Source organism: Amycolatopsis melonis (assembly GCF_040064235.1).
GTDB lineage: Bacteria > Actinomycetota > Actinomycetes > Mycobacteriales > Pseudonocardiaceae > Amycolatopsis > Amycolatopsis melonis.
The window spans coordinates 199,829-223,809 of sequence record NZ_JBDZYD010000007.1 but is presented as its reverse complement, the minus strand read 5'-3'; the positions used below and the strand labels follow the sequence as shown (position 1 = coordinate 223,809).

At 71.5% G+C, this 23,981-nt stretch carries 21 protein-coding genes; 11 read left to right on the top strand and 10 right to left on the bottom strand.

What is annotated here, in order from left to right; genetic code table 11:
* The first annotated feature begins 204 nt into the window (after nt 1-204).
* A complete protein-coding gene (locus ABJI51_RS20360) occupies nt 205-831 on the top strand; it encodes a response regulator (protein ID WP_348952666.1) in 627 nt (208 codons plus the stop codon).
* Nucleotides 832-1,049: 218 nt separating this feature from the next.
* Here ABJI51_RS20360 and ABJI51_RS20355 read toward each other — a convergent pair whose 3' ends face one another.
* The 5 genes from ABJI51_RS20355 to ABJI51_RS20335 form a co-directional block, all read right to left on the bottom strand.
* The gene (locus tag ABJI51_RS20355) at nt 1,050-2,450 is read right to left on the bottom strand and encodes a histidine kinase (RefSeq protein WP_348952665.1); all 1,401 of its coding nucleotides are present in this window, start codon (nt 2,448-2,450) and stop codon (nt 1,050-1,052) included.
* Nucleotides 2,451-2,509: 59 nt separating this feature from the next.
* Entirely contained in the window at nt 2,510-5,686 is a 3,177-nt protein-coding gene (cydD, locus tag ABJI51_RS20350; protein ID WP_348953042.1) for a thiol reductant ABC exporter subunit CydD, read from the bottom strand.
* A gap of 44 nt (nt 5,687-5,730) precedes the next feature.
* A complete protein-coding gene (gene cydB / locus ABJI51_RS20345) occupies nt 5,731-6,738 on the bottom strand; it encodes a cytochrome d ubiquinol oxidase subunit II (protein ID WP_348952664.1) in 1,008 nt (335 codons plus the stop codon).
* A gap of 345 nt (nt 6,739-7,083) precedes the next feature.
* Nucleotides 7,084-8,556 (bottom strand): cytochrome ubiquinol oxidase subunit I, encoded by a 1,473-nt coding sequence (locus ABJI51_RS20340; RefSeq protein ID WP_348952663.1) that lies wholly within the window; start codon nt 8,554-8,556, stop codon nt 7,084-7,086.
* A gap of 79 nt (nt 8,557-8,635) precedes the next feature.
* Nucleotides 8,636-9,586: a S41 family peptidase gene (locus ABJI51_RS20335; protein WP_348952662.1), complete on the bottom strand. Its 951-nt coding sequence runs from the start codon at nt 9,584-9,586 to the stop codon at nt 8,636-8,638.
* A gap of 187 nt (nt 9,587-9,773) precedes the next feature.
* Here ABJI51_RS20335 and ABJI51_RS20330 point away from each other — a divergent pair, with 187 nt between their 5' ends.
* Entirely contained in the window at nt 9,774-10,361 is a 588-nt protein-coding gene (locus ABJI51_RS20330; protein ID WP_348953041.1) for a TMEM165/GDT1 family protein, read from the top strand.
* A 56-nt stretch (nt 10,362-10,417) separates the two neighbouring features.
* Nucleotides 10,418-11,053: a DUF998 domain-containing protein gene (locus ABJI51_RS20325; protein WP_348952660.1), complete on the top strand. Its 636-nt coding sequence runs from the start codon at nt 10,418-10,420 to the stop codon at nt 11,051-11,053.
* Here ABJI51_RS20325 and ABJI51_RS20320 read toward each other — a convergent pair.
* Together ABJI51_RS20320 and ABJI51_RS20315 are read right to left on the bottom strand one after the other, a co-directional pair.
* Complete coding sequence (locus tag ABJI51_RS20320; protein WP_348952659.1) at nt 11,050-11,691, bottom strand: IclR family transcriptional regulator; 642 nt, start codon at nt 11,689-11,691, stop codon at nt 11,050-11,052. The genes ABJI51_RS20325 and ABJI51_RS20320 overlap by 4 nt on opposite strands.
* Nucleotides 11,688-12,542, bottom strand: a complete 855-nt coding sequence (locus ABJI51_RS20315; protein WP_348953040.1) for a hypothetical protein — start codon at nt 12,540-12,542, stop codon at nt 11,688-11,690. Before ABJI51_RS20315 ends, ABJI51_RS20320 begins: the two co-directional genes overlap by 4 nt.
* An 85-nt stretch (nt 12,543-12,627) precedes the next feature.
* Between ABJI51_RS20315 and ABJI51_RS20310 the strand changes: the two genes are divergently transcribed.
* The 3 genes from ABJI51_RS20310 (at nt 12,628) to ABJI51_RS20300 (ending at nt 16,425) form a co-directional block, all read left to right on the top strand.
* On the top strand, nt 12,628-13,800 hold the full coding sequence (locus tag ABJI51_RS20310; protein WP_348952658.1) for a homogentisate 1,2-dioxygenase: 1,173 nt from the start codon (nt 12,628-12,630) through the stop codon (nt 13,798-13,800).
* Between the two features lie 80 nt (nt 13,801-13,880).
* The gene (locus ABJI51_RS20305; RefSeq protein ID WP_348952657.1) at nt 13,881-15,686 is read left to right on the top strand and encodes a substrate-binding and VWA domain-containing protein; all 1,806 of its coding nucleotides are present in this window, start codon (nt 13,881-13,883) and stop codon (nt 15,684-15,686) included.
* Between the two features lies 1 nt (nt 15,687).
* Entirely contained in the window at nt 15,688-16,425 is a 738-nt protein-coding gene (locus tag ABJI51_RS20300) for a hypothetical protein (protein ID WP_348952656.1), read from the top strand.
* On the opposite strand, the gene ABJI51_RS20295 is transcribed toward ABJI51_RS20300, so the two are convergent.
* Complete coding sequence (locus ABJI51_RS20295) at nt 16,422-17,636, bottom strand: MFS transporter (RefSeq protein WP_348952655.1); 1,215 nt, start codon at nt 17,634-17,636, stop codon at nt 16,422-16,424. The genes ABJI51_RS20300 and ABJI51_RS20295 overlap by 4 nt on opposite strands.
* Nucleotides 17,637-17,718: 82 nt before the next feature.
* Here ABJI51_RS20295 and ABJI51_RS20290 point away from each other — a divergent pair, with 82 nt between their 5' ends.
* Nucleotides 17,719-18,678, top strand: a complete 960-nt coding sequence (locus ABJI51_RS20290) for a LysR family transcriptional regulator (protein WP_348952654.1) — start codon at nt 17,719-17,721, stop codon at nt 18,676-18,678.
* 47 nt (nt 18,679-18,725) lie between these two features.
* Here the strand turns inward: ABJI51_RS20290 and ABJI51_RS20285 are convergent, their stop codons facing one another.
* On the bottom strand, nt 18,726-19,784 hold the full coding sequence (locus ABJI51_RS20285; protein ID WP_348952652.1) for a hypothetical protein: 1,059 nt from the start codon (nt 19,782-19,784) through the stop codon (nt 18,726-18,728).
* A gap of 134 nt (nt 19,785-19,918) precedes the next feature.
* Here ABJI51_RS20285 and ABJI51_RS20280 point away from each other — a divergent pair, with 134 nt between their 5' ends.
* Nucleotides 19,919-20,713, top strand: a complete 795-nt coding sequence (locus tag ABJI51_RS20280) for a DUF2470 domain-containing protein (protein ID WP_348952651.1) — start codon at nt 19,919-19,921, stop codon at nt 20,711-20,713.
* On the opposite strand, the gene ABJI51_RS20275 is transcribed toward ABJI51_RS20280, so the two are convergent.
* A complete protein-coding gene (locus tag ABJI51_RS20275) occupies nt 20,705-21,166 on the bottom strand; it encodes a PPOX class F420-dependent oxidoreductase (RefSeq protein ID WP_348952649.1) in 462 nt (153 codons plus the stop codon). The two genes, ABJI51_RS20280 and ABJI51_RS20275, sit on opposite strands and share 9 nt — an antisense overlap.
* Nucleotides 21,167-21,188: 22 nt before the next feature.
* Between ABJI51_RS20275 and ABJI51_RS20270 the strand changes: the two genes are divergently transcribed.
* From ABJI51_RS20270 to ABJI51_RS20260, 3 genes are all read left to right on the top strand, one after another.
* Nucleotides 21,189-22,001, top strand: coding sequence for a CPBP family intramembrane glutamic endopeptidase (locus tag ABJI51_RS20270; protein ID WP_348952648.1), 813 nt, complete (start codon nt 21,189-21,191; stop codon nt 21,999-22,001).
* Between the two features lie 40 nt (nt 22,002-22,041).
* Nucleotides 22,042-23,229 (top strand): arginine deiminase, encoded by a 1,188-nt coding sequence (locus tag ABJI51_RS20265; protein ID WP_348953039.1) that lies wholly within the window; start codon nt 22,042-22,044, stop codon nt 23,227-23,229.
* Between the two features lie 148 nt (nt 23,230-23,377).
* Nucleotides 23,378-23,932: a ferritin gene (locus ABJI51_RS20260; RefSeq protein ID WP_348952647.1), complete on the top strand. Its 555-nt coding sequence runs from the start codon at nt 23,378-23,380 to the stop codon at nt 23,930-23,932.
* Nucleotides 23,933-23,981 lie beyond the last annotated feature (49 nt).

The following is a 23,981-nucleotide window of genomic DNA, read 5'->3' as shown; positions in this document are numbered from 1 at the left end:
AATTCCGGAAATGACAGCGATCCACCAGGCGTCGCGCGTCCGGTGATTCTCTGCCGTATTCGCCGTCACCTGCGGGTTCGCCTCCCCGGAATACCGGCGGCGGAGAATGTTACGGGTTTCGAAGTCACACGTTTGACGTAATTCACGTGTGACGGCACCGGCGGGCCGCCACCACGGCCGCCGCGCACCCCGTAACCTCGGGGTATGCCGATCCAGGTTCTGCTCGTCGACGACCACGAACTGGTCCGCCGCGGGCTGCGCGACCTCCTCGGCGACGAGCCCGACATCGAGGTCGTCGCCGAGGCGAGCACCGTCGAAGAGGCGCTGGCGGTGGCGATGCACGTCGAGCCGGAGGTTGCGGTGGTCGACGTCCGCCTCGGCGACGGCGACGGCATCACGCTCTGCCGCGAGCTGCGGTCGAAGCCGAATCCGCCGGCCTGCCTGATGCTCACCGCGTTCGACGACGAGGAGGCGATGGTCGGCGCGATCATGGCCGGGGCCGCGGGTTACCTGCTGAAGCAGGTCCGCGGGCAGGACGTGGTGCACGCGGTCCGCGAGGTCGCGGCCGGCCGGTCGCTGCTGGACCCGGTGAGCACCGCGCGGGTGCTGGACAAGATGCGGCACCCGCCGACCGACGAGCTGGCGACGCTCACCGAGCGCGAGCGCGACGTGCTCGAGCTGATCGGCCAGGGCCTGTCGAACCGCGAGATCGCCGAGCGGCTGTTCCTCGCGGAGAAGACGGTGAAGAACTACGTGACGTCCGTGCTGGCGAAGCTGGGCATGCAGCGCCGGACGCAGGCCGCCGCCTGGATCGCCCGGCGCGAGAAGTGACGCTTCGCGGTCCAGCCCGTCCGCAATCCGCCGTTCGCTGATCCTTTTCCCGGCCCCGGTCACGGACCGCCATGTCGATCAGCGTTTTCCGCGCGAGAGATTCACTCGAACGTGAGTCGAATGCGTGTTCGAATTTTCGGTACGATCATGGCGAGGGCGTGGAAGGGAGGCTGGATGACCCGAGAAGGCTGAGATGCTGAGATGTGCCGGAGGACCGGTCAGTCGAGAGGCAGATCGAACGCGACGAGCGTGCCGAGACTGGGTGAGGAGTTCAGGAAGAACTTCCCGCCCGCGGCGTCCGCGCGTTCGGCGAGATGACGCAGGCCACGGGTGGCGACGCCCTGGGGGACACCGGAACCGTTGTCCCGGACACGGAGTTTCACGCCACTGGAGTCCCTGGTCAGCGTCACGCGGGTTTCACTGGCGCCGGAGTGCCTGACCACATTGGACAGTGCTTCGCGCAGGGCGGCCCGGATGTGGTCGGCGCGTTCCGCGGGGATGTCGGCGAATTCGCCGGACAGCTCCAGGGTCGGTGGGTAGCCGAGCAGCTCGCCGGCGATGCGAACCTCGCCGCGCGCCGACTCGGCGAGGTCGGTGGGCGTGCCGGTGTCGTGGCGAGGCTCCGGTGACCGCAGCGCGCGCACGGTGCCCCGGATTTCCTCGATGGTCTGGTCGAGCTGGTCGATCGCGTCGGACAACCGGGCCCCGTCGGCCTGGGCGAAGCGCTTGCGCATGTTGCGCCGGACCCGGTCCAGCTGCATGCCCGCGCCGTAGAGACGTTGGACGATGACGTCGTGCAGTTCGCGCGCAATGCGTTCCCGCTCCTCGAACAGCGCGACCCGGTGCCGGGCATTGGCGCCCTCGGCAAGGGCGAGCACCACCCCAGCCTGCGCGGCAAAGGCGACGAGCATCTCGACGGTCCCGGCGGAGAAGGGTTCACGCCCCCGCTTCCGGTAGACGGTCAAGGCACCCAGAACCCGCCCCCCGGACCCGAACGGAGCAGCGGCGAAGGGCCCATAGCCATGCAGTTCGGCGGGGACGTAGGGAGCGGTCCGCGGATCGACGGTGAAGTCCTCACTGGCCACGGGCTCGCCACCCCGCGCAACCCGCCCGGCCGCGGAGTCGGCGGGGAGTGCCAGGCCACGCAGGGAGTCGCCGCTGCTCGCGGGACCGGGCTCGGCGGGAAGCGGCTGCCCCGGGACCGACGCCCCACCTCCGACGGCCGCGGCCCCCGGATCAGGCTCGGCGGGCAGCGGCTGCCCTGGCAAAGGGGCTTCGCTGCCGGTCGGCCCCGGCCCGGCCGCTGCGGGCTCGGCGGAGAACGCCCGTCGCGCGGATTCCCCGCCGCTCGCGGGACCGGGCTCGGCGGGAAGCGCCTGCCCCGGCAAGGCGTCTTCGCTGCCGGTCGGCCCATTCCCCGCAGTGGCGTAGTGCGCTGCCTCGACCACCACGCGGCCGTCGTCGGCGGTGACCATGGCGAGGCCGAGGTCGGCGTCGGCGAGTTCGGCGGCCCTGGCCACGACCGTCTCGAGCACCGCGCCCGGGTCGTCGCCGGAGAGGGCGGTGCTCGTGATCTCGGTGGCTGCGGACAGTGCCCGCGCGGCAAGCGTCGGATCCATGAGTTCCGTCATTATCGCGCGGCGCGGCGGCGGGGCGGTAAGGAGAGTGCGCGAACCGATCACGTCACCGGCACCCGGCTGACCACGCGGCCGTCGCGGACCTCGAGCACCACGTCGGCGCCGTCGGCTTCCTCGGCGCGGTGCGTGACGTGCACGACCGTCCGCCCCGCAAGCGCCTCCCGCAAGCGCGCCCGCACGGCCTGGGCGGTCGGCTCGTCGAGGTGCGCGGTGGGCTCGTCGAGCAGCACGAGCCCGGCGGACGGCGCCCCGAGCAACGCCCGCGCCAGTGCGACGCGCTGAGCCTGTCCACCGGAGAGTCCGCTGCCTCCGCTGCCGAGCACCGTCGTGAGGTCGACGTCGTCGAGGGACGCCTGGCGCAGCGCCTCGCGCAGCTGGTCGTCGGTGGCGTCCGGCCGGGCCAGCCGGAGGTTCTCGGCAACGGTGGTGGCCGCGAGCATCGGCTCCTGCGGCGCCCAGGCGACCCGCTCCGGAACGGAGACCACGCCCCGCCGAGGAGCGAGGAAGCCGAGGAGCGCGGCCACGAGAGTGGACTTCCCCGCCCCGCTCGCCCCGACGACCGCGGCATACGTCCCTGGCGCCAGGTCGAGATCGACGTCCCGGAGGACAACGGGTCCGTCGGGCCAGCCGAAATCGGCGCCGCGCATCGTGACCGCGGCACCTGGCTGGGGCCCTCCACCCGGCACCTCCTCCCGAACATCCGCCAAACGGCGACGCGCTCGTTGCAGCGTGTCCCAGTGCTGCGCCACCGGCGGCAGCAACGCCAGCACCTCCGCCAACGCGAGCGGCACCAACGCCAACACCGGCGCCAGCACCGGATCCAACCGTCCGTCGGCGACCGCCTGCGCAGCGAGCGCCGTACTGATCACCATGGCCGCCCCGCAGACCAGCGTGATCAGTGCCTCCGCCGCGCCCGCGCCGAATGCCTGCCTGCGGGCCTGCGCGGCCAGGCGCGTGTCGGCGTTCGCCAGGGCGTCGCGATGCTGCCGGGCCGTTCCGAATGCCAGCAGCTCCGCCGCCGCCTCGAACAGCACCAGGACCCGGGCTGCCACGTCGCGGCGGCCCTCCGCCAGTGCCGAGGTCGCGCGGCGTTCCACCCGCAACGCCACCCACGGCGCGCACAGCCCGAGCGCCACCGCCGCCGCCAGTGCCGCGCCGGCCGGGGGCAGCACCCAGGTTTGCACCGCGATCGCTCCCGCCGCGACCAGCGCCACCACCAGCGGCGGCGACACCACCCGGGGCAGCAGGTCGCGCACCGTGTCGACGTCGGCGACCAGACGCCGCTGGCCCTCGCCCGCGCGCAGGCTGCGCGCCGGCCCCAGCCGGACCAGCGAAGTCCACAACCGGACGCGGAGACGTCCGGCAATACGGAACGCCGCGTCGTGCGTGACCAGCCTTTCCACGTACCGCAGGCCCGCGCGGCCCAGCCCGAACGCGCGGACGCCGACCACCGCCACGGTCAACGTCAGGATCGGCGGCTGCTGCGACGCCTTGGCGATGAGCCAGCCCGACGTCGCCGTCAGCGCCACCCCCGCCAGCAACGCCGCCGCGCCGAGGACCGCTCCGGCGAAGAGCCGTCCGTCGAGAAGCCGTCGCCACGCCAGCGGCGTCCCGGGAACGTCCTTTGTGGACACGACAGGAGGCGCCACCGGCTCGGTCGACATGTCGACAGCAGCCAGGCGCTCGTGGGCCGCGATGATCGCTGCCGCGCCGTTGTCGACCGCGCGCTGGACCGCGTCGAGCACCAGGCGTGCGTTGGCTTCGTCGAGGTGGGCGGTCGGTTCGTCGAGCAGCAGGAGCCAGGCGCCGCACCGCACCCGGTGCAGTGCCCGGGCGACCGCGACGCGCTGACGCTGGCCCAGCGACAGCTTCGTCACCGGGCGGTCGGCGAGCCCGGCCAGGCCGAGTTCGGCGAGCACCTCGTCGTCGCCCGCTTCTTCGCGGACCGTCCCGCCCGTGAACACCGGCGACTGCGGGACCCACGCCACCTGCTCGCGCCAGCGCACCAGGTCGGCGTCGGCGAGATTCGCCGAACCGACCGTGATCGCGCCGTCGTGGGCGGGCACGAAACCGAGCAGGGCCGAGAGCGTCGTCGACTTGCCGCCGCCGCTCGGGGCGCGGAGCCAGACCGTTTCGCCCGGCCGGACCGAGAACGTCTCGCCGTCCGGGGCGAATCCGCCGCGTCGCGCCACGCGCAGAGCCGACACCCGCAGCTCGCCGGGCTCGGGGATCGCGGTGCCTGCCGCGGGGACGGGCTCGGCCAGCAGATCGGCGACGCGCCGGACCGCCTCGACGCCGTCCTCGCTGGCGTGGAACGCGGCACCGACCGCGCGCAACGGCTGGTAGCACTCCGGCGCGAGGATCAGCACGCCCAGCCCGACGGCCAGCGGGAGGCTGCCGCCGACGAGCCGGACGCCGATCACCACCGCGACCAGCGCCACCGAGAGCGTCGCGATCAGTTCCAGCGCGAACGCCGAGGAGAACGCGACCTTCAACGTCTTGAGCGTGGCGCGGCGGTGGCGTTCGGACAGCCGCCGGACGGTCTCGGCCTGCGCGCCCGCGCGGCGGAACGCGGTCAGCACCGGCAGCACGCGCACGAGTTCGAGGAGCCGTTCGGACATCCGGTGCGCCGCGTCGGTCGATCCGGCGACGCGGCCTGCCGTGTACTTGCCGATCAGGATCGCAAAGACCGGCAGCAGCGGCACGGTCAGCGCGACGATCACGCCGGACGGCCAGTCGGCGAACAGGATCGCCGCACCCGCACCGAGCGGCAGGACGGCCGCCGTCACCAGGGCAGGCAGGTATTCGCGGAAATAGGCGTCGAGCGCGTCGAGCCCGCGAGTGGTGAGCGCGGTCAGCTCGCCGTGGCCGCGGCGGGCGATCCACTCGGGACCGAGGCGCAGCGCGTGGTCGACGGCCTTGGCGCGCAACTCGCGTTGCGCCGTCGCGGCGGCACGGGCGGAAACCGTGCGCACCGCCCAGCCGGTCAGCGCGCGCGTCGCGACGAGCGCGAGCAGCGCAACCAGCTGGGCGGTGCTTCCCCCGGAGCCTGCTCCGACGATCGCCGCGAGGACGTCCGCGAGCAGGAATGCCTGTGCCACCAGCGCGGCGGCGTGGAGGAAGGACAGGAATCCCACCAGGGCCAGCGCCCGGCGCACGGCAGGCACGAGGGCCGGCAGCGCGCCGAGCGGGCCCTTTCCCGGCCGCGCCGAGTCCACTGTGGACTCCGAGGCGAGAAGGGGAGCGCGTCCGGGAAGTGTGCTCACGGTGCGTGGACCGCCGGGATGTGCTGGGTACCGATGCGCTTGCGGAACACCCAGTACGTCCAACCCTGGTAGATCAGCACAGCGGGAGCGCCGAAGACGGCGACCCACGTCATGACGGTCAGCGTGTACGGGCTCGACGCGGCACCTTCGATGGTGAGGGTGTTGGCGGCGTCGAGCGTCGACGGCAGCACGTCCGGGAACAGCGAGCCGAACATCGTGACGGCCGCCCCGGCAATGACCACGCCGAGCGCGGCGAACGCCTGGCCGTCACGGTCGGCACGCAGCCGCAGCCACGCGACGGCCGCCGCGACGGCGCTGATCCCGAACGCGAGCAGCGTCCACAGCGTGCCCGCCCGCCACTGGACGACCGACAGGAAGGCAACCATCGGCACCATCGCACCCGGCAGCAGCTTCAACGCCAGGCGGCGCGCCCGTTCCCGCAGGTCACCGCTGGTTTTGAGGGCCAGGAAGGCGGCACCGTGGGCAATCGAGAAAGCGGCAATCGCGACGGCACCGAGCAGCGTGTCCCACCGCACGGCGGCAAAGGCCGACCCGACACGGTTGCCGTGGGCGTCCAGCGGCAGGCCGAGGACGGTCGTGGCGAGAATGAGGCCGACGCCCAGCGGCGGAATCCACGAACCGGCCATGATGACGCGGTCCCAGTTGCGCCGCCAGCGCTCGGAGTCGACCTTGCCGCGGTATTCGAAGGCGACACCGCGGCCGATGAGGGCGAGCAGCACGAGCAGCAGCGGCAGGTAGGCGGCCGAGAAGAGACTGGCATACCAGCCGGGAAAGGCGGCGAACATGGCCCCGCCGGCAACGATCAGCCACACCTCGTTGCCATCCCAGACGGGCCCGATGGTGTTGACCATGACGCGGCGTTCGGTGTTGTCCCGCCCGAGGACCGGCAGCAGCATGCCGACGCCGAAGTCGAAGCCCTCGAGGAAGAGGTAGCCGAGCCAGAAGAAGGCGATGACGACGAACCAGACGATTTCCAGGGTCATCGGGCACCTACCACATCACTCCGACGATTCCGGCGCTCCGCGGCCCGGTAGCCGGGAGTTATCCACAAGGGGTCGAGTTGTCCACAGATTTGCTGTGGGTAACCCGCGAGAGTGATCACCCCGATACACTGGGTGTGGGACGTCCCCCCGGGAAGGGTGGGGGTCGGTTGCGCGGCCTGCCTTCGCGGAAGCCGGGCAGCCCGTGAGCCCGCGTCCAAGGTCGCGAATGCGTTGTTCGCGGCGTCGGCCGTTACGCCTCGGCACCGGCCGCCTGGAAGCGACCGCGATTTTGCCGCGGCGCCGGCGGGACGGGTGGGGGCTGGCTTCGGATCCACTGGTGGCTCCTCAGTACGCGAAGGCGAGGGTGTCCTCGCCCGGCTTGTCCGAATCCTGCTTTTCCGGGGGCATCACGGCTTCGATGCCGCCGCGGATGTACTTGCGCATCAGGTACAGCTCGACCACGCCGAGGGCCGCGTACACGCTCGTCAGGGCGATCAACGATGTCCACACCTCGCCCGTTGTCAGGTGTGAGACCGCCTGGGCGGTGAACATCCACACTCCGTCGACGCCCGTCGGGTTCGGGGCGACCACGAACGGCTGACGGCCCATCTCGGTGAAGATCCAGCCTGCGCTGTTGCCCAGGAACGGGGTGGCGATGCCGGCCAGGACCAGGAGCGGGAACCAGCGGCCTTCCGGGATGCGGCCGCGGCGGGTCAGCCACAGGGCCAGCAGGCCGATGCCTGCCGAGACTGCGCCGAAGCCGATCATCATGCGGAAGCCCCAGTACGTCACCGGGAGGTTGGGCACGTAGTCGATCGGCTTGCCCGCCAGGGAACCCAGGGCCGGGTCGTCCGGGTAGTTCGTGCCGTACCTGGCCTGGTACTCCGAAACCAGGTTCTCCACGCCCTTGACCTCGGTCGTGAAGTCGTTGTGGGCCAAGAACGAGAGCAACGCCGGCACGTTGAACGTCTTGACGTCCTCGCAGTTGGCGCCCGACACGTCGCCGATCGCGATGATCGAGAAGCTGGCCGGCTTTTCCGTGTGGCACAACGCTTCCGCCGAGGCCATCTTCATCGGCTGCTGCTCGAACATGAGCTTGCCCTGTGCGTCGCCGGTGATCGCGAGGACCGCGAACGCCGCGACGCCGACCCAGCCGCCGAGGCGCAGCGACGAGCGCCAGACGTCCTCGTGACCTCGGCGGCGCCACAGGTGCCAGCCCGCGACGCCCACCAGGAACGCCGCCGCCACCGAGAACGCGCCCGCGAGGGTGTGCGGGATCGCGGCGAGGGCCGTGTTGTTCGTCAGCACCGCCCAGATCGAGTTCATGGTCGGCTTGCCGTTTTCGAACGTCACGCCCACCGGGTGCTGCATCCACGAGTTCGCCGCCAGGATGAAGTACGCCGAGGCCATCGTGGCCAGCGAAAACGCCCACGCGCACGCCAGGTGGACCTTCTTCGGCAGCCGGTCCCAGCCGAAGATCCACAGGCCGAGGAACGTCGACTCGACGAAGAACGCGACGAGCCCCTCCATCGCCAGCGGCGCGCCGAAGACGTCGCCGACGAAACGGGAGTACGCGCTCCAGTTCATCCCGAACTGGAACTCCTGCACGATGCCGGTCACCACGCCCATGGCGAAGTTGACCAGCAGCAGCTTGCCCCAGAACTTGGTCATCTTCAGGTGCCGCAGCTCGCCGGTGCGGACCCAGGCGGTCTGCATCGCCGCGACCAGGATCGACAGCCCGATGGTCAGCGGGACCATCAGGAAGTGGTAGACGGTGGTGATGCCGAACTGCCACCGCGCTAGCTCAAGGACCTCCACGTGGTCCAGCCTGCTCCCGGTGCCAGGGAGCGGCCAGATCAACTGGTCCCGTCCGGCACAGGACCAACGTCCCGGGTGACTACAGCTGGTCGAGTGCCTCCTGCGCGACCTTCCGCCGCGGGCCCGTGTCCCCCAGCGTCAGCACGTGTTCCAGCGCCAGCTTGTACGCCGTGTCGAACGCCTCGTCCGCGGGCACCGGGATGTCCGGCGTCACGCCGACGCCCTCCCAGTTCTCCCCCGTCTCGGGGTCGTACGAGCGGGCGACCGGCACCGTGACGTCCAGGTGGGTGTCCACTTTGTACTGTTCGCACGGGTGGGCGCCGCCGCGGGTGCGCTCGCCGACGGTCTTCGCCCGCCCCTGCCGCTGCAGCGAGAAGGCGAGGTCCTCGCCGCCGGAGAACGTCGCCGGGCCGGTGAGCACCCAGATCGGCTTGGTGCCGCCGAACTTCGGGCCCGGCACGTACGGCAGCGTCCACATCTGGGAGACGCGGTCGCCATCGCGGTCGTAGAAGTCGAGGTAGTGGGTCCGCCCGGCGACCAGGTAGGACTGCAGGAACGCGCTGGTCTCGGGGTCGCCGCCGCGGTTGTGCCGCACGTCGAGCAGCAGCGCGTCGGCCGCCGCGACCAGCGTCATCGCCGCGGCGAACGCGGGCGCCGCGAGGTCGAGCGGGTAGAGCATGGTCGTGTCGACGTAGCCGACGTTGCCCGGGAGCCGCCGGACCGACGCGATCCCGAAGTTCTCCAGCTCGGCCGCGTGCCGGAAGGCCTCGCGGGCGTGTTCGCCGTCACCGTCCTCGGCGATCGGGTCGACGTGGTGGCGCAGCCGGAGGTGCTTGTCGTCGTTCACCGACTGCAGGTCCGCTGTGACGGACGTCGCCAGCGCCGGCTCGTCGAGGTTCGCGTACGCGCCTTCGGCGAGACGCGCGCGAAGCACCTCCGCCACCTTCGCGGCGACGTCGGGAAAGACGTAGTGGGCTTCCACCCGGCGGATGACCTCTTCGACCTGCGCAGCACGCGCCCCAGACCCCATGCCGGACAACCTACCGCAGGCCGCAACCCAAAATTCGGTACGCCGAAAAAATATGTGCGCCACCCCGGGATGACAAATTCATGACCGCCGATCGGGCAATTTCGCGCAAGCCATCAGCTTGCGGCACGGTGAAACGTCCCTTTATCGTTGCAGTGAAAGGGGCGAGAAAATACTCATGACTGCCGCGATGGTGGCGCTGATCAGCGCGTTCGGCCTGGTCCTCGCCGTGGAACTGCCCGACAAGACGCTCGTGGCGACCCTGGTGCTGACCACCCGTTTCCGTGCGTGGCCGGTATTTGCCGGGGTGTGCGCGGCGTTTGCCGTGCAATGCGTCATCGCGGTGGCGTTCGGCAGCGTGCTCACGCTGTTGCCCGACGTGGTCCTTTCGCTCGTCGTCGCCGCGATGTTCGGCCTCGGCGCTTTCATGCTCCTTCGCGAGGGCTTCAGCGAAGCGGACGAAGCGGGCGACGACGCTTCGCGGTCGGGTCCCTCGCCACTGTCCTTCCTGCGGTCGGCGACGGCGTCCTTCGGCGTGCTCTTCGCCGCCGAGTGGGGTGACGCCTCGCAGCTCGCGACCGCGAGCCTCGCCGCCCGGATCGGCAACCCCGTCGCCGTCGGCGTCGGCGCGTTCAGCGCGCTCGTCGTGGTCGCCGGGCTCGCGGTGTTCATCGGCGCGAAGCTCCGCAGCCGCATCCGCCCGAAGCTGATCCAGCGCTGCGCCGGGTTCGCGTTTGCCGGGTTCGCGACGTTCGCCCTGGTCCAGCTGGCTTTCTGACCGCAGGCTCACAGGTTCACCCGGTAACCTTTCGGCAACGAAGGGGAGAGCACCAGGTGAACAAGCCATCGACCGCGGTCTCGCCGCTGCACGGCCGGATCGCCCTCGGCGGCATCGGCCTCGCCGTGACCATCTCGATCGACCTGCACCTGCGGCTCTCCGGCCAGGTCAGCCCGATCTGGCAGACGCTGTCGGAGTACGTCTACGGCAAGCTCGGCACGTCCTCGGCCGCTCCCCTGTTCAGCGTGATGTGCCTGGCGCTCTCACTGGGCTCGGTCGCGCTGCTCGCCGGCATCGCGAAGGCGCACCGGCCGGGCACCACGGCCGTCTGCGTGCTGCTCGGCGTCTGGTCGGCCGGGCTGCTGGTGTGCGGCCTCGTGCCGGTCGACCCGGACGGCCAGGCGCGTTCGCTCGCCGGGCAGGTCCACAACCTCGCCGCGCTCACGGCGTTCGTCGCGCTGCCCGCGGCCGCGTTCGTGCTGACCCGCAAGGGCCGTGAGCGCTGCCCGTGGGAGCCGCGCCGGACGACGATCCGGCGGCTGGCCACGGCGAGCTTCGCCAGCGTCGGCGTCGTGCTCGGCGGGTTCGTCCTCACGCTCACGCTCGGCCTGTTCGAGCGCCTGCTGTTCACCGTCGACGTCGCGCTGCTGCTGACGATGGTCCGGCCGCTCCTGGCGGTCTCGCGCCGTTAGGCGTCCGTCCGCAGGATGTCGGCCAGCCGGGCGGCGGCCGCGACGACCTGCGGGCCCACCTCCGCGGCCGCCAGCGGCTCCAGCGAGACGACACCCACGCTCGCCTTCAGCCCCGGCACCCCGCGCACCGGCGCCGCGACGCCGGACGCGCCCGCCTGCAGCTCGCCCGAGGACGTCACCCAGCCCTCGCCGCCGGGCCGCAGGCTCATCGCCTTGCCTGCCGCCCCCGCGGTCAGCGAGTGCCGGCTGCCGACGCGGTAGGCGACGTGGAAGTTCGTCCAGGTCGGCTCGACGACGGCCACCGCAAGCGCTTGCGTCCCCTGCGCGACCGACAGGTGCGCGGTCGCGCCCACCTTCTCGGCCAGCTCGCGCAGCACCGGCCCGGCCGCGTCCCGCAGCTGCGGGAGCACCTGCCCGGCCAGCCGCAGCAGGCCGACGCCGAGCCGGACCTTGGTGCCGTCGCGCCACACCAGCCCGCGCTCCGACAGCGGCACGAGCAGCCGGTAGACGGCCGCGCGGCTGGCGCCGATGGCCACCGCCAGCTCGGAGATGGTCGCCGCGTCCCCACCGGCGTCGGCCACGGCCTGCAGCAGCGCCAGGCCCCGGTCGAGCGTCAGCGACCCCTCCCTGCTGGTCACAGCAAGCCGAGTTCGCCCAGGTCGGCGACCGGTTCCTCGAACGACGCCGCCGCGTACGACGCGAAGAGCGCGCGCACGGCCTTCGCCGCCGGCTCGGAGAGCGCACGGGCCTCGTCGGCCAGCGCCTTGGCGTCGGTCGACTCCAGCGCGCCCCGGACGTCGCCGCCTGCCAGGCTGCGCGCGGACGCGACGAGCAGGTTGAGGAAGCCGTGGTGCACGAACCCGGTGCCCGGATCGATGTGCCGGACCGCGCGGTGCAGGCTGTTGGTCGCCTTGAACGACGCCCCGGTGGAGCCGCTCACGACGGCGAGGAAGTCGGCCACCTCGTCGACGCTGGGGAAGTTCTCGCCCGCCTGGCCGCCGCAGCGGATCTTCGGCCAGCTGCCGTGCTCGATCACCTTGCGGACGCCGTCGAGCCAGCCGACGCCGCGCCGCGGCTCGACCACGCGGATGACGTCCTCGGGGACGAACTCCGAGACGCGCTCCAGCCACACCTCGTCGACGTCCGACGGCGCGGGCATCTCGACCATCCGCAGGGCGAGCAGCTCGCTGCGCGATTCGACGATCGAGATCGCCTTCGGAACACCGCCCAGGCCGGTGTCGATGATCAGCGACAGCGGCAGCGGCTGCTTCGGCTTGATCTTGATCAGCTCGGTGATCAGTTCCGGCAGCCGGGACGCCTGGCAGAGGAAAACCCCCAGGACACCGGCGTGTTCGGACTCCCGGACGGCGAAGTGCGCACGGAGCGCTTCGGGCATGGCCGCGTCGCCCGGAGGGAACAGCGCCGAGTCGTCGACGAGCCTCGCGAACAGGGGAGGAATTCCACGGGGGCCGGGGGGCGTGAGTTCCACAGCGCTTGACACGACTGACACGCTAGTAGCGTACGACATCAGGACAAAATCGTTCGCACAACGGACACGTCAGAAGGGGGCGTCGATGCCTTACTACCGGCGGGTAGGCGAGATCCCGCACAAGCGGCACACCGCGTTCCGCAAGCCGGACGGCGGGCTCTACGCCGAGGAGCTGATGGGTGTCGAGGGCTTCTCCGCGGACTCCGCGCTGCTCTACCACCGCGGCCTGCCGACGGCGATCGTCGACGCCGTCGCCGTCGAGGACGACCGCGGCGCCCTCACCCCGAACCACCCGCTCAAGCCGCGCGCCTTCAAGACGCAGGACCTCAAGTTCGGCGGCGACGCCGACGCGGTCACCGGGCGGCGACGGCTGTTCGGCAACAACGACGTCACCATCGGGTTCGTCACGGCGACCGCGCCCAGCCCGCTGTACCGCAACGCCGCGGGCGACGAGCTGTGCTACGTCCAGGGCGGGTCCGCGACGGTCGAAACGATCTACGGCCGCCTCGACGTCGGGGACGGCGACTACCTGGTGATCCCGACGTCGTGCACCTACCGCGTCGTCCCCCACGGCGAGGTCAGCATGCTGACCCTGGAGGCACGCGGCCACATCGGCCCGCCGAAGCGCTACCTCTCGGCGAAGGGCCAGTTCCTGGAGCACTCGCCGTACTGCGAGCGCGACATCCGCGGGCCCTCCGAGCCGCTGCTGGAGGACGGCGAGGACGTCGAGGTGCTCGTCCGGCACCGCGCCGGGCTGACGCGCTACACGTATGCGACGCACCCCTTCGACGTCGTCGGCTGGGACGGCTGCCTCTACCCCTGGGTGTTCAACATCGACGACTTCGAGCCCATCACCGGCCGCGTACACCAGCCGCCGCCCGTGCACCAGACGTTCGAGGGCCCGAACTTCGTGGTCTGCTCGTTCTGCCCGCGGAAGGTCGACTACCACAAGGATTCGATTCCGGTGCCGTACAACCACGCGAACGTCGACTCCGACGAGCTGATGTTCTACGTGCGCGGCAACTACGAGGCCCGCAAGGGTTCCGGAATCGGGATCGGCTCGCTTTCCCTGCACCCGTCGGGCTTCACGCACGGCCCGCAGCCGGGTGCGGCGGAGGCGTCGATCGGCGCGGAGTTCTTCGACGAAACCGCGGTCATGGTGGACACTTTCGCACCGCTTGACCTGGGCGAAGCCGCCGCGGCGTCCGAAGACCCGGGGTACGCGTGGACGTGGTCGCGGCGCGGCCCCAAGCAATAGTCAAGTCTGCGCAACGCGGGCCCGATCCCGTTCCGCCGCCCGGATAATGGAAATCCGGATGGCGGAACGGGGAGGGTTCGATGATCGATTCCCAGCCGGCTCGGCGCAGGAGAAAGATTCTTCCGTTCCTCGCGGCGATCGTGGTCGCCGCCGGACTGATCATCGGCATCCGGTACTGGACCAGCAGTTCGGACGACGCCGACGAAGCGAAATGCACCGGCTCGGACGCGATCGCGCTCAACGTCGCTTCGTCGCCGGAGAAGGCAGGCGTCCTCCAGGAGGCCGCGAAGGCCTACTCCGGACGGTCGGTCGCCGGGCACTGCGTCGACGTGAAGGTGCGGTCCAAGTCCTCGGGCGTGGCGATGCAGGCGCTGGCCAACGGCTGGAACGAGGCCACCGACGGGCCGCGCCCGGACGTCTGGACACCGGCCGCGAGCGGCTGGGTCAACCTGCTGCGCGTCAACGCGAAGGGCGACACCGCCTCGATCGTGCCCGACGGCGACCCGCAGTCGGTCGCGAACTCGCCGCTGGTCGTCGCGATGCCGAAGCCGATGGCCGAGGCGCTCGGATGGCCGGGCAGGGCGATCGGCTGGAAGGACCTCGCCGCGCTGGCCACCGACCCGGCGGGCTGGGCGAAGTACGGGCACCCGGAGTGGGGGAAGTTCCGGCTCGGCAAGACGAACCCGAACATCTCGACGTCCGGGCTGAACGCCACCATCGGCGCCTACTACGCCGCCACCGGCACGTCGTCCGACCTCACCGCGGCCGCGCTCGGCAAGCCGGAGGCGAAGCAGTTCGTCACGAACATCGAGCAGGCGATCGTGCACTACGGCGACACCACGCTCACCTTCCTGACCAACCTGCAGAAGGCCGACGACAAGGGCGCCGCGCTGTCGTACATCTCCGCGGTCACCGTCGAAGAGAACTCGCTGATCGGCTACAACCAGGGCAACCCGACGAACGACCCGGCGAAGGTCGGGCAGCACGCGCCGCCGAAGGTGCCGCTGGTCGCGCTCTACCCCGGCGACGGGACGCTGAACTCCGACCACCCCTTCGTCACGCTGAACTGGGCGGACCCGGCACGCAGGCAGATCGCCGCGGACTTCCTCGGCTACCTGCGCGGCGAGGAGACGCAGGCGAAGTTCGCCGCGCTCGGCTTCCGGTCGTTCGACGGCAAGCCGGGGCCGCAGGTGACGACCGCGAACGGCGTCCAGCCGGACGCGAAGATCAGCTTCCTGCGCCCGCCCGCGCCGCCGGTGCTGTCGAAGCTGCTGGCGTCGTGGAGCGACCTGCGCAAGAAGGCGAACATGCTGCTCGTCGTGGACGTCTCGGGCTCGATGGGCGAGGAGGTCAAGGGCACCGGCAAGAGCAAGATCGACCTGGCCAAGCAGGCCGCGATCGACTCGCTCGGCCAGTTCGTGCCGCGGGACCAGGTCGGGCTGTGGCAGTTCGCGACCAAGCTCGACGGCGACAAGGACTACCAGGAGCTGCTGCCGGTGCAGCCGCTCGGCGCGAACGGCAAGGAGACCCTCGCGACGCGGCTGAGCGGGCTGACGCCGCAGTCGGGCACCGGGCTGTACGACACGTCGCTGGCCGCGTACGAGTACCTGAAGTCCCACCTCGACCCGGCGGCGATCAACGCGGTCGTCGTGCTCACCGACGGCCGCAACGAGGACTCCGGCGGCATCGACCTCGAGCACCTGGTGCCGCAGCTGCGGCCGGAGGGCAACGCGGAGACGGTCCGGCTGTTCACCATCGCCTACGGCTCGGACGCCGACCAGGGCGTGCTCAAGCAGATCGCCGAAGCGACCTCCGGATCGGAGTACGATTCGTCCAAACCGGACTCGATCAACCAGGTGTTCACCTCCGTGATCTCGAATTTCTGACATGAAGTTCGCTCGTGAGCTCGCCCAGCCGTGGGGACTGCTGCTGGCCGCCACGTCGGCGGGCGTGGCGTGGGCCGTGCAGCTGCCGGTCGCCGCGTCGGCCGGGATCGGCGTCGCCGTGCTCGCCGCCTGGGCCGGGGTGTCCGTGGCCACCCGCGAGAAGGAACCGGCGCCGCGGGAAGCCCGGGTGCTCGACGTCGCCGCCGGCTCGGCCGAGGAGAACTGGCTGCGCCGGGCCGAGGCCGCGGCGGACGGGTTCGTGTCCTTGAGCGACTCCCTCGGCCACGGCCCGCTCGCCGACCGCGTCGCGGACATGGAACCGGTGGTCCGCGAGACGCTGGCGACGCTGCGGCGCCTGGCGGGCCGGGCGTCGGCGACCGGCAACGCCCTGTCCCGCGTCGACCTGGACGCGGTCGCCCGCGAACGCCGCCGGCTGGAACGCGAGCTGCGGTCGGCCCACGCGGACGTGCGCGCCGATCTCGAACAGGCGCTGACGGCGGTCCAGGCACAGGCCGACGTGCACGCGCGGCTGTCCGGCGCGCGCGACAAGCTGCTGGCCCAGCTGCAGTCGGGCGCCCTCGGCCTGGACAGCCTGGTGGCGCGGGTCGCGGAGCTGACGGCCGCGACGACGGACGTCACCGTGGACACCGGCGCCGTGCGGGAGCTGAGCGACCAGCTGGAGGGCATCCGGCAGGGCGTGCTGGAGACCGAGCAGGCGACCCGGAGGTCGCTGGGCTAGACGGTCACCGGCGTCCGGTCGCGCCGCGGCAGCAGCAGCGGCGTCGCCAGCACGAGCACCCCGGCCACCCCGATCGCGACCCGCGGCCCGATGACCTCGGCGAGCACGCCCCAGACGGCGGTCAGCGTCGCGATCGCCGCCTTGGTGCTGACCGACCACGCCGACAGCGTCCGCGCGACGCGGCCCGGCGGCAGCTGCTCGAGCCGGTAGGTCGCCAGCACCGGGTTGAACACGCTGCAGCTGACGATCAGCCCCAGCTCGACGACCATGACGAAGACGAGCCCGCCGGTGCCGGGCGGCAGGAAGGCGAGCGCGAGGAGCCAGCAGGCCCGGACCGCGCCCGCCGTCACCAGCACGCGGTGGCGGCCGGACCGGGCGACCAGCCGCGGGGTCAGCCGCGACCCGGCGAGCCCGCCGAGGCACGGCACCGCGAACGCGAGCCCGTACTGCCACGGCGGGAACCCGAGCCGGTCGAGCATCAGCACGGCGAGCACCGGCTCGGTGCCCATCACCAGGCCGTTGAACACCATGGTGTTGAACAGCAGCGGCCGCAGGCCGGGGTGGGCGAGCAGGAAACGCCACCCGTCGGCGAGTTCCCGCACGCGCAGCCGTCCGGCGTTGTGCGGGTGCGGCTCGTCCCCGCGGATCGCGCGGATCCCGAGCGCGGAGAGCAGGAAGCTGACGGCGTTGGCGGCAACCGACGTCACGGGCCCGAACAGCGCGAACGCCGCCCCGCCGAGCGGCGGGCCGAGCGCGGTGGCCGTCCAGTTCGTCGACTCGAACCGGCCGTTCGCGACGAGGAGGTCCTCGGGCGGGAGGAACCCCTTGAGGAAGGCGCCGCTCGCGGACGTGAAGGTGATGTCCGCCGCGGCGACGACCACCGAGACGACCAGCAGCTGGGCGAAGCTCAGCACGCCGAGCGCGTAGCAGGCGGGCACGCTGACCAGCGCGGCGAACCGGACGAGGTCCATGGCGACCAGCACCGGCTGCTTCCGGTGGCGGTCGACCCACGGCCCGAGCGGCACGGCGACGAGCGCCCCGACGGCGGGTCCCACCGCGGCGAGCGCCGAGACCGCCGTGGGCCCGGCGTGCAGCACGAGGATCGCCAGCATCGGGAAGGCTCCGAAGCCGAGCCACGTCCCGAACGCGCTCACGGCGTAGGCCGACCAGAGCCACCTGAACCGCGGTCCCAGCGACCGCCCGCGCATCACCGGGAGATCAAAGCGAGGAAGCGTCCCGCGCGGCAAACAACCGACGCCACAACGCGGCGTTGTGAATCTAGAGTCGGTGATCGTGGACCTCGACGCCGTGCGCACCTTCGTCGCCGTAGTGGCGGCGGGCCGGTTCCAGGACGCCGCCACCGACCTGTCGATCACGCAGCAGGCGGTCTCGAAGCGCATCGCGGCACTGGAGAAGACACTCGGGGCGCGGTTGTTCACGCGCACGGCCCGCGGAGCCGTGCTGACCGGCGACGGCGAGGCGTTCCTCCCGCATGCCCGCGAGCTGCTGCGGGCCGAGGCACGCGCGATCGCCTCGGTGCGTTCGGGACGGCGGGCGTTGCGCGTCGACGTGATCGGCAGGCGGCTGGGCCCGGCGGCGCTGCTGCGGGAGTTCCACGAAGCGCATCCGGAGGTGGAGCTGGAGGTCGTGACGCTGTTCGACGCCGGAAGCGCGCTGAGTGCCCTGCGCGAGGGTTCGATCGACGCGTCGTTCCGCGCGGTGAACGGTCTTCCGGCGGATCTCGCGGCGGCGGCGGTGTGGGACGAGCCGCTCGAGCTGCTGTGCGGTCCCGGGCACGCGCTGGCGGCTGAGCCGTCGGTGACCCTGGCCGGGCTCGCCGGGCACCGGCTGTGGATGCCGGGCATCGTCCCGGGCACCGAGTGGGCCGCGTACTACGCGGACCTCGCGGCGGCGTTCGGGCTGTCGATCGACACGGCGGGCCCGAACTTCGGCACGGAGGTGGTGTTCGACGCCCTCGCGGAGTCGGCCGAAGTCGCGACGCTGATCGCCACCGGCGCCCGGCTGCACTGGCCCGCGGAGTACGACCTGCGGCGGGTGCGGATCGAGGATCCGACGCCGGTCTACCCGCATTCGCTGGTCTGGCGCCCCGAGGATCCGCATCCCGCGCTGGCGGCGCTTCGGCGGTATCTGCGGCCTGGACGGCAGGTCGCCGGAGCGTGGCGGCCGGGGTGGGCTCAGTCCAGCCAGACCGTGCCTCGCAGCCGTTCGGTGGTCGCCGACGGAATGGGCTGAAAGGCCCGGCTGCCGCGTTACCCGCGCGTGGCGGCCGGGTGGGCCGCTCAGCCCAGCCAGACCGTGCCCAGCACCGGGTAGCCCGGCAGCCCCGTCGTCGCCGCGCCGCGGCGGGGGACTCCCGCGATCCACAGGCGGCCCGTCGCCGCGATGTTGGCCGCCATCGAGGGGTCCGCCTTGGGCAGGCGGAAGCCGACCACCGTGCCGTCGGCCAGCATGGTCAGGCCGCTCAGCCGGGCCGAGCCGCGGCGGCCCATGCGGACCGGGCCGTCCGGGACCGCGCGGAGTTCCGTCCAGTGGTCCGCCGGGAGCGGGCGCGTGTGGGCGAGCGCACGGGCCGCCGTGGCCAGCGCGCCCAGCAGGGCGCCCGCCGCGAACGTCCACGCGACCCAGCCCGTCGGCGGGAAGTCGTGCCGCACCCAGATCGCGAACGCGGCAAGGACCAGCAGGAACGCCGACGTCCGGCGCAGTTCGCGGGCGATCTGACGGCGGTGGGCGGCCAGCACCGGGTCGAGCCGCGGCGACGCCGATCCGGCCGGCGCGGGCAGCGGCGCCGCTCCTGCCGGAGGCGCGTCGTGGATGCGGGCGCGGCGGACCCGCACCAGGCCGGGAAAGCCGGCGAACACCTTCGCACCGCGGCCCAGCAGCCAGATCCGGCGGTGCCCGGCCAGCAGCAGCCGGTACGCCTCGCCGAGCCGGACGTGCAGCCAGCGGCCGTCGGGCAGGCGGACACCGACCGTGCGGCCCGCCGCGACCAGGCCGTCGGCGGCGATGTCCACCAGCCGGAACGCCTCCCGCTTCAGCCGCGTTTCGGGCACCCGGACGTACGCGCGGTAGAGCCACCACGCCTCGGCCGAACCGGCCAGTGCGATCGTGCCGACCGACAACGCCACGCCCGTGCCGGTGAAGAACTGGGCGGCGCCGAACACCAGGAACAGCCAGGTCAGCAGCCGCCGGTCGGCCGTGGCCCTGCCGAGCCGGTCGAGGTACTCGCCGAAGATCGGCAGTGCCCCCGACGGCATGGCGGGGTCGAGCTCGAACGCGCGCACGCGTTCGGGCACCGGGACGATCTCCACGCGGGCCCCCACCGGGTCGGTCTTGGTCATCCGCTTTTCGACGAATTGCACACCGGCGTTACCGGGATGCCCCGCTCAGCGAAGCGACGTGACGGTCGCCGCAATCGGGCGACTACCCAGATCCCGCGGATTCAGGTTAGGCTCACCTAAGTAGGAGGTGAGCCGTGACCGAGGCACCCGCATCCATCCGCCGCCCGCCGGCACCGAACCCCGCCGAGCGAGCCAAGACGATCGCGACCCGCAACGGGCCCGCGTCGCTGATGCCCACCTGCGACCGCGCGAACCTCGACGGCGAGCGGGTCGTGCCCCTCCTGCACCACGTCCACCACAGCGGCAGCGTCAGCGTGCTGCTGCCCGACGACCACCCGCTGGTCCACGCGGCGAAACAGACCCAGCGCGGCGAACTCGCCGTGATGGTCGAACTGGCCGACCAGGCGCCGGTCGACCTGCGGGAACCGATCCGCGGCCTGCTGTGGATCACCGGCTGGCTGCGCCCGCTCTCGCCGGTGTCGGCCCGCGCGCGGGCGGTCGCGATCGCCGAGACGCGGCCCGACGAGCGGCTGCTCGACGTCGGCCACGGCGTCACGATGCTGCGGCTCACGCCCGCGTCCCTGGTGCTCGCCGACGCCGAAGGCACGCACTCGCTGCGCCCGCACATGTTCAGTGCCGCGCCACCCGACCCGTTCCACGACTACGAGGCGCAGTGGCTGCGGCACCTGGAGAGCCACCACGCCGACGTCGTCGAGCAGCTGGCGAAGCACCTGCCCGCCCAGCTGCGCGGCGGCCGGATCCGCCCGCTCGGGCTCGACCGGTTCGGGCTGCGCCTGCGCGTGGAGTCCGAGGCGGGCGACCACGACGTCCGGCTGGCGTTCTCGCGGTCGGTCGAGAGCCCGCCGCAGCTCGCGGCGGAGCTGCGGCGGCTGGTCGGCTGCCCGTTCCTGCGCGGCGCGTCAGGCTAGTTCGGCGGGGAAGCCGCCCTTCGCGACCGGGCCCCAGCTCTCGATCGTGACGCGGATGATGCTCTTGCCCTGCTTGACCATGGCTTCGCGGTATTCGTCCCAGTCCGGGTGTTCGCCCGAAATGCTGCGGAAGTACTCCACGAGCGGCTCGACCGAGTCCGGGACGTCGATCACCTCGGCGGTGCCGTTGATCTGGACCCACTGGTCGTTCCACTCGTCGGACAGCACACAGGCCGAGACCTTCGGGTTGCGCTTGATGTTCACGACCTTCGCGCGCTTCGGGTAGGTCGACACGACGAGCCTGCCCTCGCCGTCGACGCCGCAGGTCACCGGCGACAGCTGCGGGCCGCCGTCGGCCTTGGTGGTCAGCAGGATCGCGCGGTGGCGGGTGGACAGGAACTCGACCAGCGTGGCGCGGTCGACGGTTTCGTTGGTGGCGATGCTCCTCGGCATACCCCGAAGGTAGCGTGCGCCCATGACGTTCACCGCGCGATCGTGGCTGGCGCCGTCCCGCCCGGAGTTCCCCGGCACGGTCGAGGACCCGGCCGAACGCCGGGCGATCAAGCTGGAGCTGCTGATCGTCTTCGGGATCACGCTCGGCCTGTCCGGCGTGCGCAGCCTGCTGTCCCTTGTGGACTCGCTGCTGCAGCCGGTGCCGCTGGCCCAGCAGCAGGCCCAGCTGAACGTCCCGCAGGCCGCGGCGAGCCTGATCGACCTGCTCAAGCAGCTGCTGTCGGCCGCCCAGCTGGTCGGCTGGGGCGCGCTCGGGCTGTACCTGCTGTGGCGCGCGGGCATCAAGGGCGCGCAGCTGGGCCTGGACCGCCGGTCGCCGGGGCGCGACACGCTGCTGACGCTCCTGCTCGCCGCGCTGATCGGGATCCCCGGACTGGCGCTGTACTTCGTCTCCTACCACCTGGGGTTCAGCCTGGCGGTGCAACCGTCCACTTTGGGCGACACGTGGTGGCGGCCGATCTCGCTGACGCTCTCGGCGTTCGGCAACGCCTTCGCCGAGGAAGTCCTGGTCGTCGGCTATCTCTTGACGCGGCTGCGGCAGCTCGGCGTCCGGGAGAACACCGCCGTGTTCGGTGCCGCGGTGCTACGCGGGTCCTACCACCTGTACCAGGGGTTCGGCGGGTTCGTGGGGAACTTCGTGATGGGGCTGGTGTTCGGGCGGCTGTGGCAGAAGACGAACCGGCTGTGGCCGCTGGTCGCCGCCCACACGCTGTTCGACTTCGTGTCGTTCGTCGGATATTCGCTGCTCAAGGGTCACGTTTCCTGGTTGCCCTGAGTAGGCTCGGCGGGTGATCGACGAAACGACACCTCCCCGGGTGGACAGCGAAGTCGGACCCCTGCGCGCGGTGCTGCTGCACCGGCCCGGCAACGAGCTCAAAAGGCTGACGCCCCGCAACAACGACCAGCTCCTATTCGACTCGATCCCGTGGGTCGACCGGGCACAGGCCGAGCACGACGCGTTCGCCGAAGTGCTGCGCAGCCGCGGCGTCGACGTCCTGCTGCTGGCCGACGCGCTCCGCACGGCGCTGGAGGACGACCGCGCCCACGCGGCGGGCGTGCACGCGGCGGTCGACGACCGGCGGCTCGGCGGCGACCTCGCCGACTCGCTGCGGTCGCACCTGTCGAGCGTCGACGCCGCGGGCCTCGCCGAGGTGCTGATGGCCGGGATGACGTTCGAGGAGCTGCCGTCGTCGGAAGGCGCGTCGCTCGTGCGGATGATGAACCACCCGCACGACTTCGCCGTCGACCCGCTGCCGAACCTGCTGTTCACCCGCGACTCGTCGGTGTGGATCGCCGACCGGGTGGCGATTTCGTCGCTGACCATGCCCGCGCGCCGCCGCGAAACCGCGGTCCTCGACCTGATCTACGCCTACCACCCGCAGTTCCGCCACGCGGCCCGCGCGTACGGCGCGCATTCGGCGCCGATCGAGGGCGGCGACGTCATGCTGCTGGCGCCGGGCGTGCTCGCCATCGGCGTCGGCGAGCGCACGACGGCGGCAGGCGCGGAGTCCCTGGCGCGGTCGGTGTTCGCCGACGGCATCGCGCACACCGTGCTGGCGGTGCCGATCGAGCAGTCCCGCGCGACCATGCACCTGGACACCGTGTGCACGATGGTCGACGCCGACGCGGTGGTGATGTACCCGCTCGCCCGCGACTCGCTGACGGCGTTCACGCTGCGCCCGACCGGCGACGGCGGCGTGAAGGTGGCCGGCCCGGCGCCGTTCCTGACGGCCGCGGCCGAGGCGATGGAGATCGACCGGCTGCGCGTCATCGACACCGGCCTCGACCCGGTGACCGCCGAGCGCGAGCAGTGGGACGACGGCAACAACACGCTCGCCCTGGCCCCGGGCGTCGTCGTCGGCTACGAGCGGAACGTCGAGACGAACGAGCGGCTGGAGGCGGCAGGCATCGAGGTGCTGCCGATCGCCGGGTCCGAGCTGGGCTCCGGCCGGGGCGGGCCGCGGTGCATGTCCTGCCCGGTACGGCGCGATCCACTGCGGTAAATGAAGTAAGCCTTCCCTAAAATTGCCCGGCAATTTAGGGAAGGCTTACTTAAATAAGGTGAGTCTTCTTTAGGAATGGTAACCCTAATAGGGGGCAGATCACCAGTCCGAAGTGGAAAACAATCGATCACTGACGTACGGTGGTGCCATGGCCCTCACGAAGAAGAAAGAACCGCGCTCCAAGTTCTACGAACTGCTGCAGGCGCAGATCCACAACGAGTTCAACGCGTCCCAGCAGTACATCGCGCTCGCGGTGTGGTTCGACGCCGAGGACCTGCCGCAGCTGGCGAAGCACTTCTACAAGCAGTCCGTCGAAGAGCGCAACCACGCGATGGCGCTCGTGCAGTACATGCTCGACCGCGACCACCACGTCGAAATCCCGGGCACCGGGGAGGTGCGCAACGACTTCTCCAGCGTCACCGAACTCATCGAGCTCGCGCTGAACCAGGAGAAGGAGGTCGCCGCCGACATCTCCGCGATGGCCAAGGCCGCGCGCGCCGAAGAGGACTACATCAGCGAGCAGTTCGTGCAGTGGTTCCTCAAGGAACAGGTCGAAGAGATCTCCCAGATGAACACGCTGCTGAACGTCGTCAAGCGCGCGAACGGCAACCTGTTCGAGGTCGAGAACCACCTGTACCGCGAGTCCGTCGGCGACGGCGGCACCGACTCGCAGATGCCGCCGGTGGCCGGCGGGAAGCTCTGAGCTTCACGCAGCGACGAAAAAGCCGGGCTCTCCCCCTGTGGACAGCCCG

Coding starts and splice junctions, on each gene's coding strand:
- ABJI51_RS20275 (WP_348952649.1), bottom strand. CDS start 21,166: ATGCCGAGGAGCATCGCCACCAACGAAACCGTCGACCGCGCCACGCTG.
- ABJI51_RS20300 (WP_348952656.1), top strand. CDS start 15,688: ATGAAGTTCGCTCGTGAGCTCGCCCAGCCGTGGGGACTGCTGCTGGCC.
- ABJI51_RS20310 (WP_348952658.1), top strand. CDS start 12,628: ATGCCTTACTACCGGCGGGTAGGCGAGATCCCGCACAAGCGGCACACC.
- cydB (WP_348952664.1), bottom strand. CDS start 6,738: ATGACCCTGGAAATCGTCTGGTTCGTCGTCATCGCCTTCTTCTGGCTC.
- ABJI51_RS20355 (WP_348952665.1), bottom strand. CDS start 2,450: ATGGATCCGACGCTTGCCGCGCGGGCACTGTCCGCAGCCACCGAGATC.
- ABJI51_RS20330 (WP_348953041.1), top strand. CDS start 9,774: ATGGTGGCGCTGATCAGCGCGTTCGGCCTGGTCCTCGCCGTGGAACTG.
- ABJI51_RS20360 (WP_348952666.1), top strand. CDS start 205: ATGCCGATCCAGGTTCTGCTCGTCGACGACCACGAACTGGTCCGCCGC.
- ABJI51_RS20285 (WP_348952652.1), bottom strand. CDS start 19,784: ATGACCAAGACCGACCCGGTGGGGGCCCGCGTGGAGATCGTCCCGGTG.
- ABJI51_RS20260 (WP_348952647.1), top strand. CDS start 23,378: ATGGCCCTCACGAAGAAGAAAGAACCGCGCTCCAAGTTCTACGAACTG.
- ABJI51_RS20270 (WP_348952648.1), top strand. CDS start 21,189: ATGACGTTCACCGCGCGATCGTGGCTGGCGCCGTCCCGCCCGGAGTTC.
- ABJI51_RS20335 (WP_348952662.1), bottom strand. CDS start 9,586: ATGGGGTCTGGGGCGCGTGCTGCGCAGGTCGAAGAGGTCATCCGCCGG.
- ABJI51_RS20305 (WP_348952657.1), top strand. CDS start 13,881: ATGATCGATTCCCAGCCGGCTCGGCGCAGGAGAAAGATTCTTCCGTTC.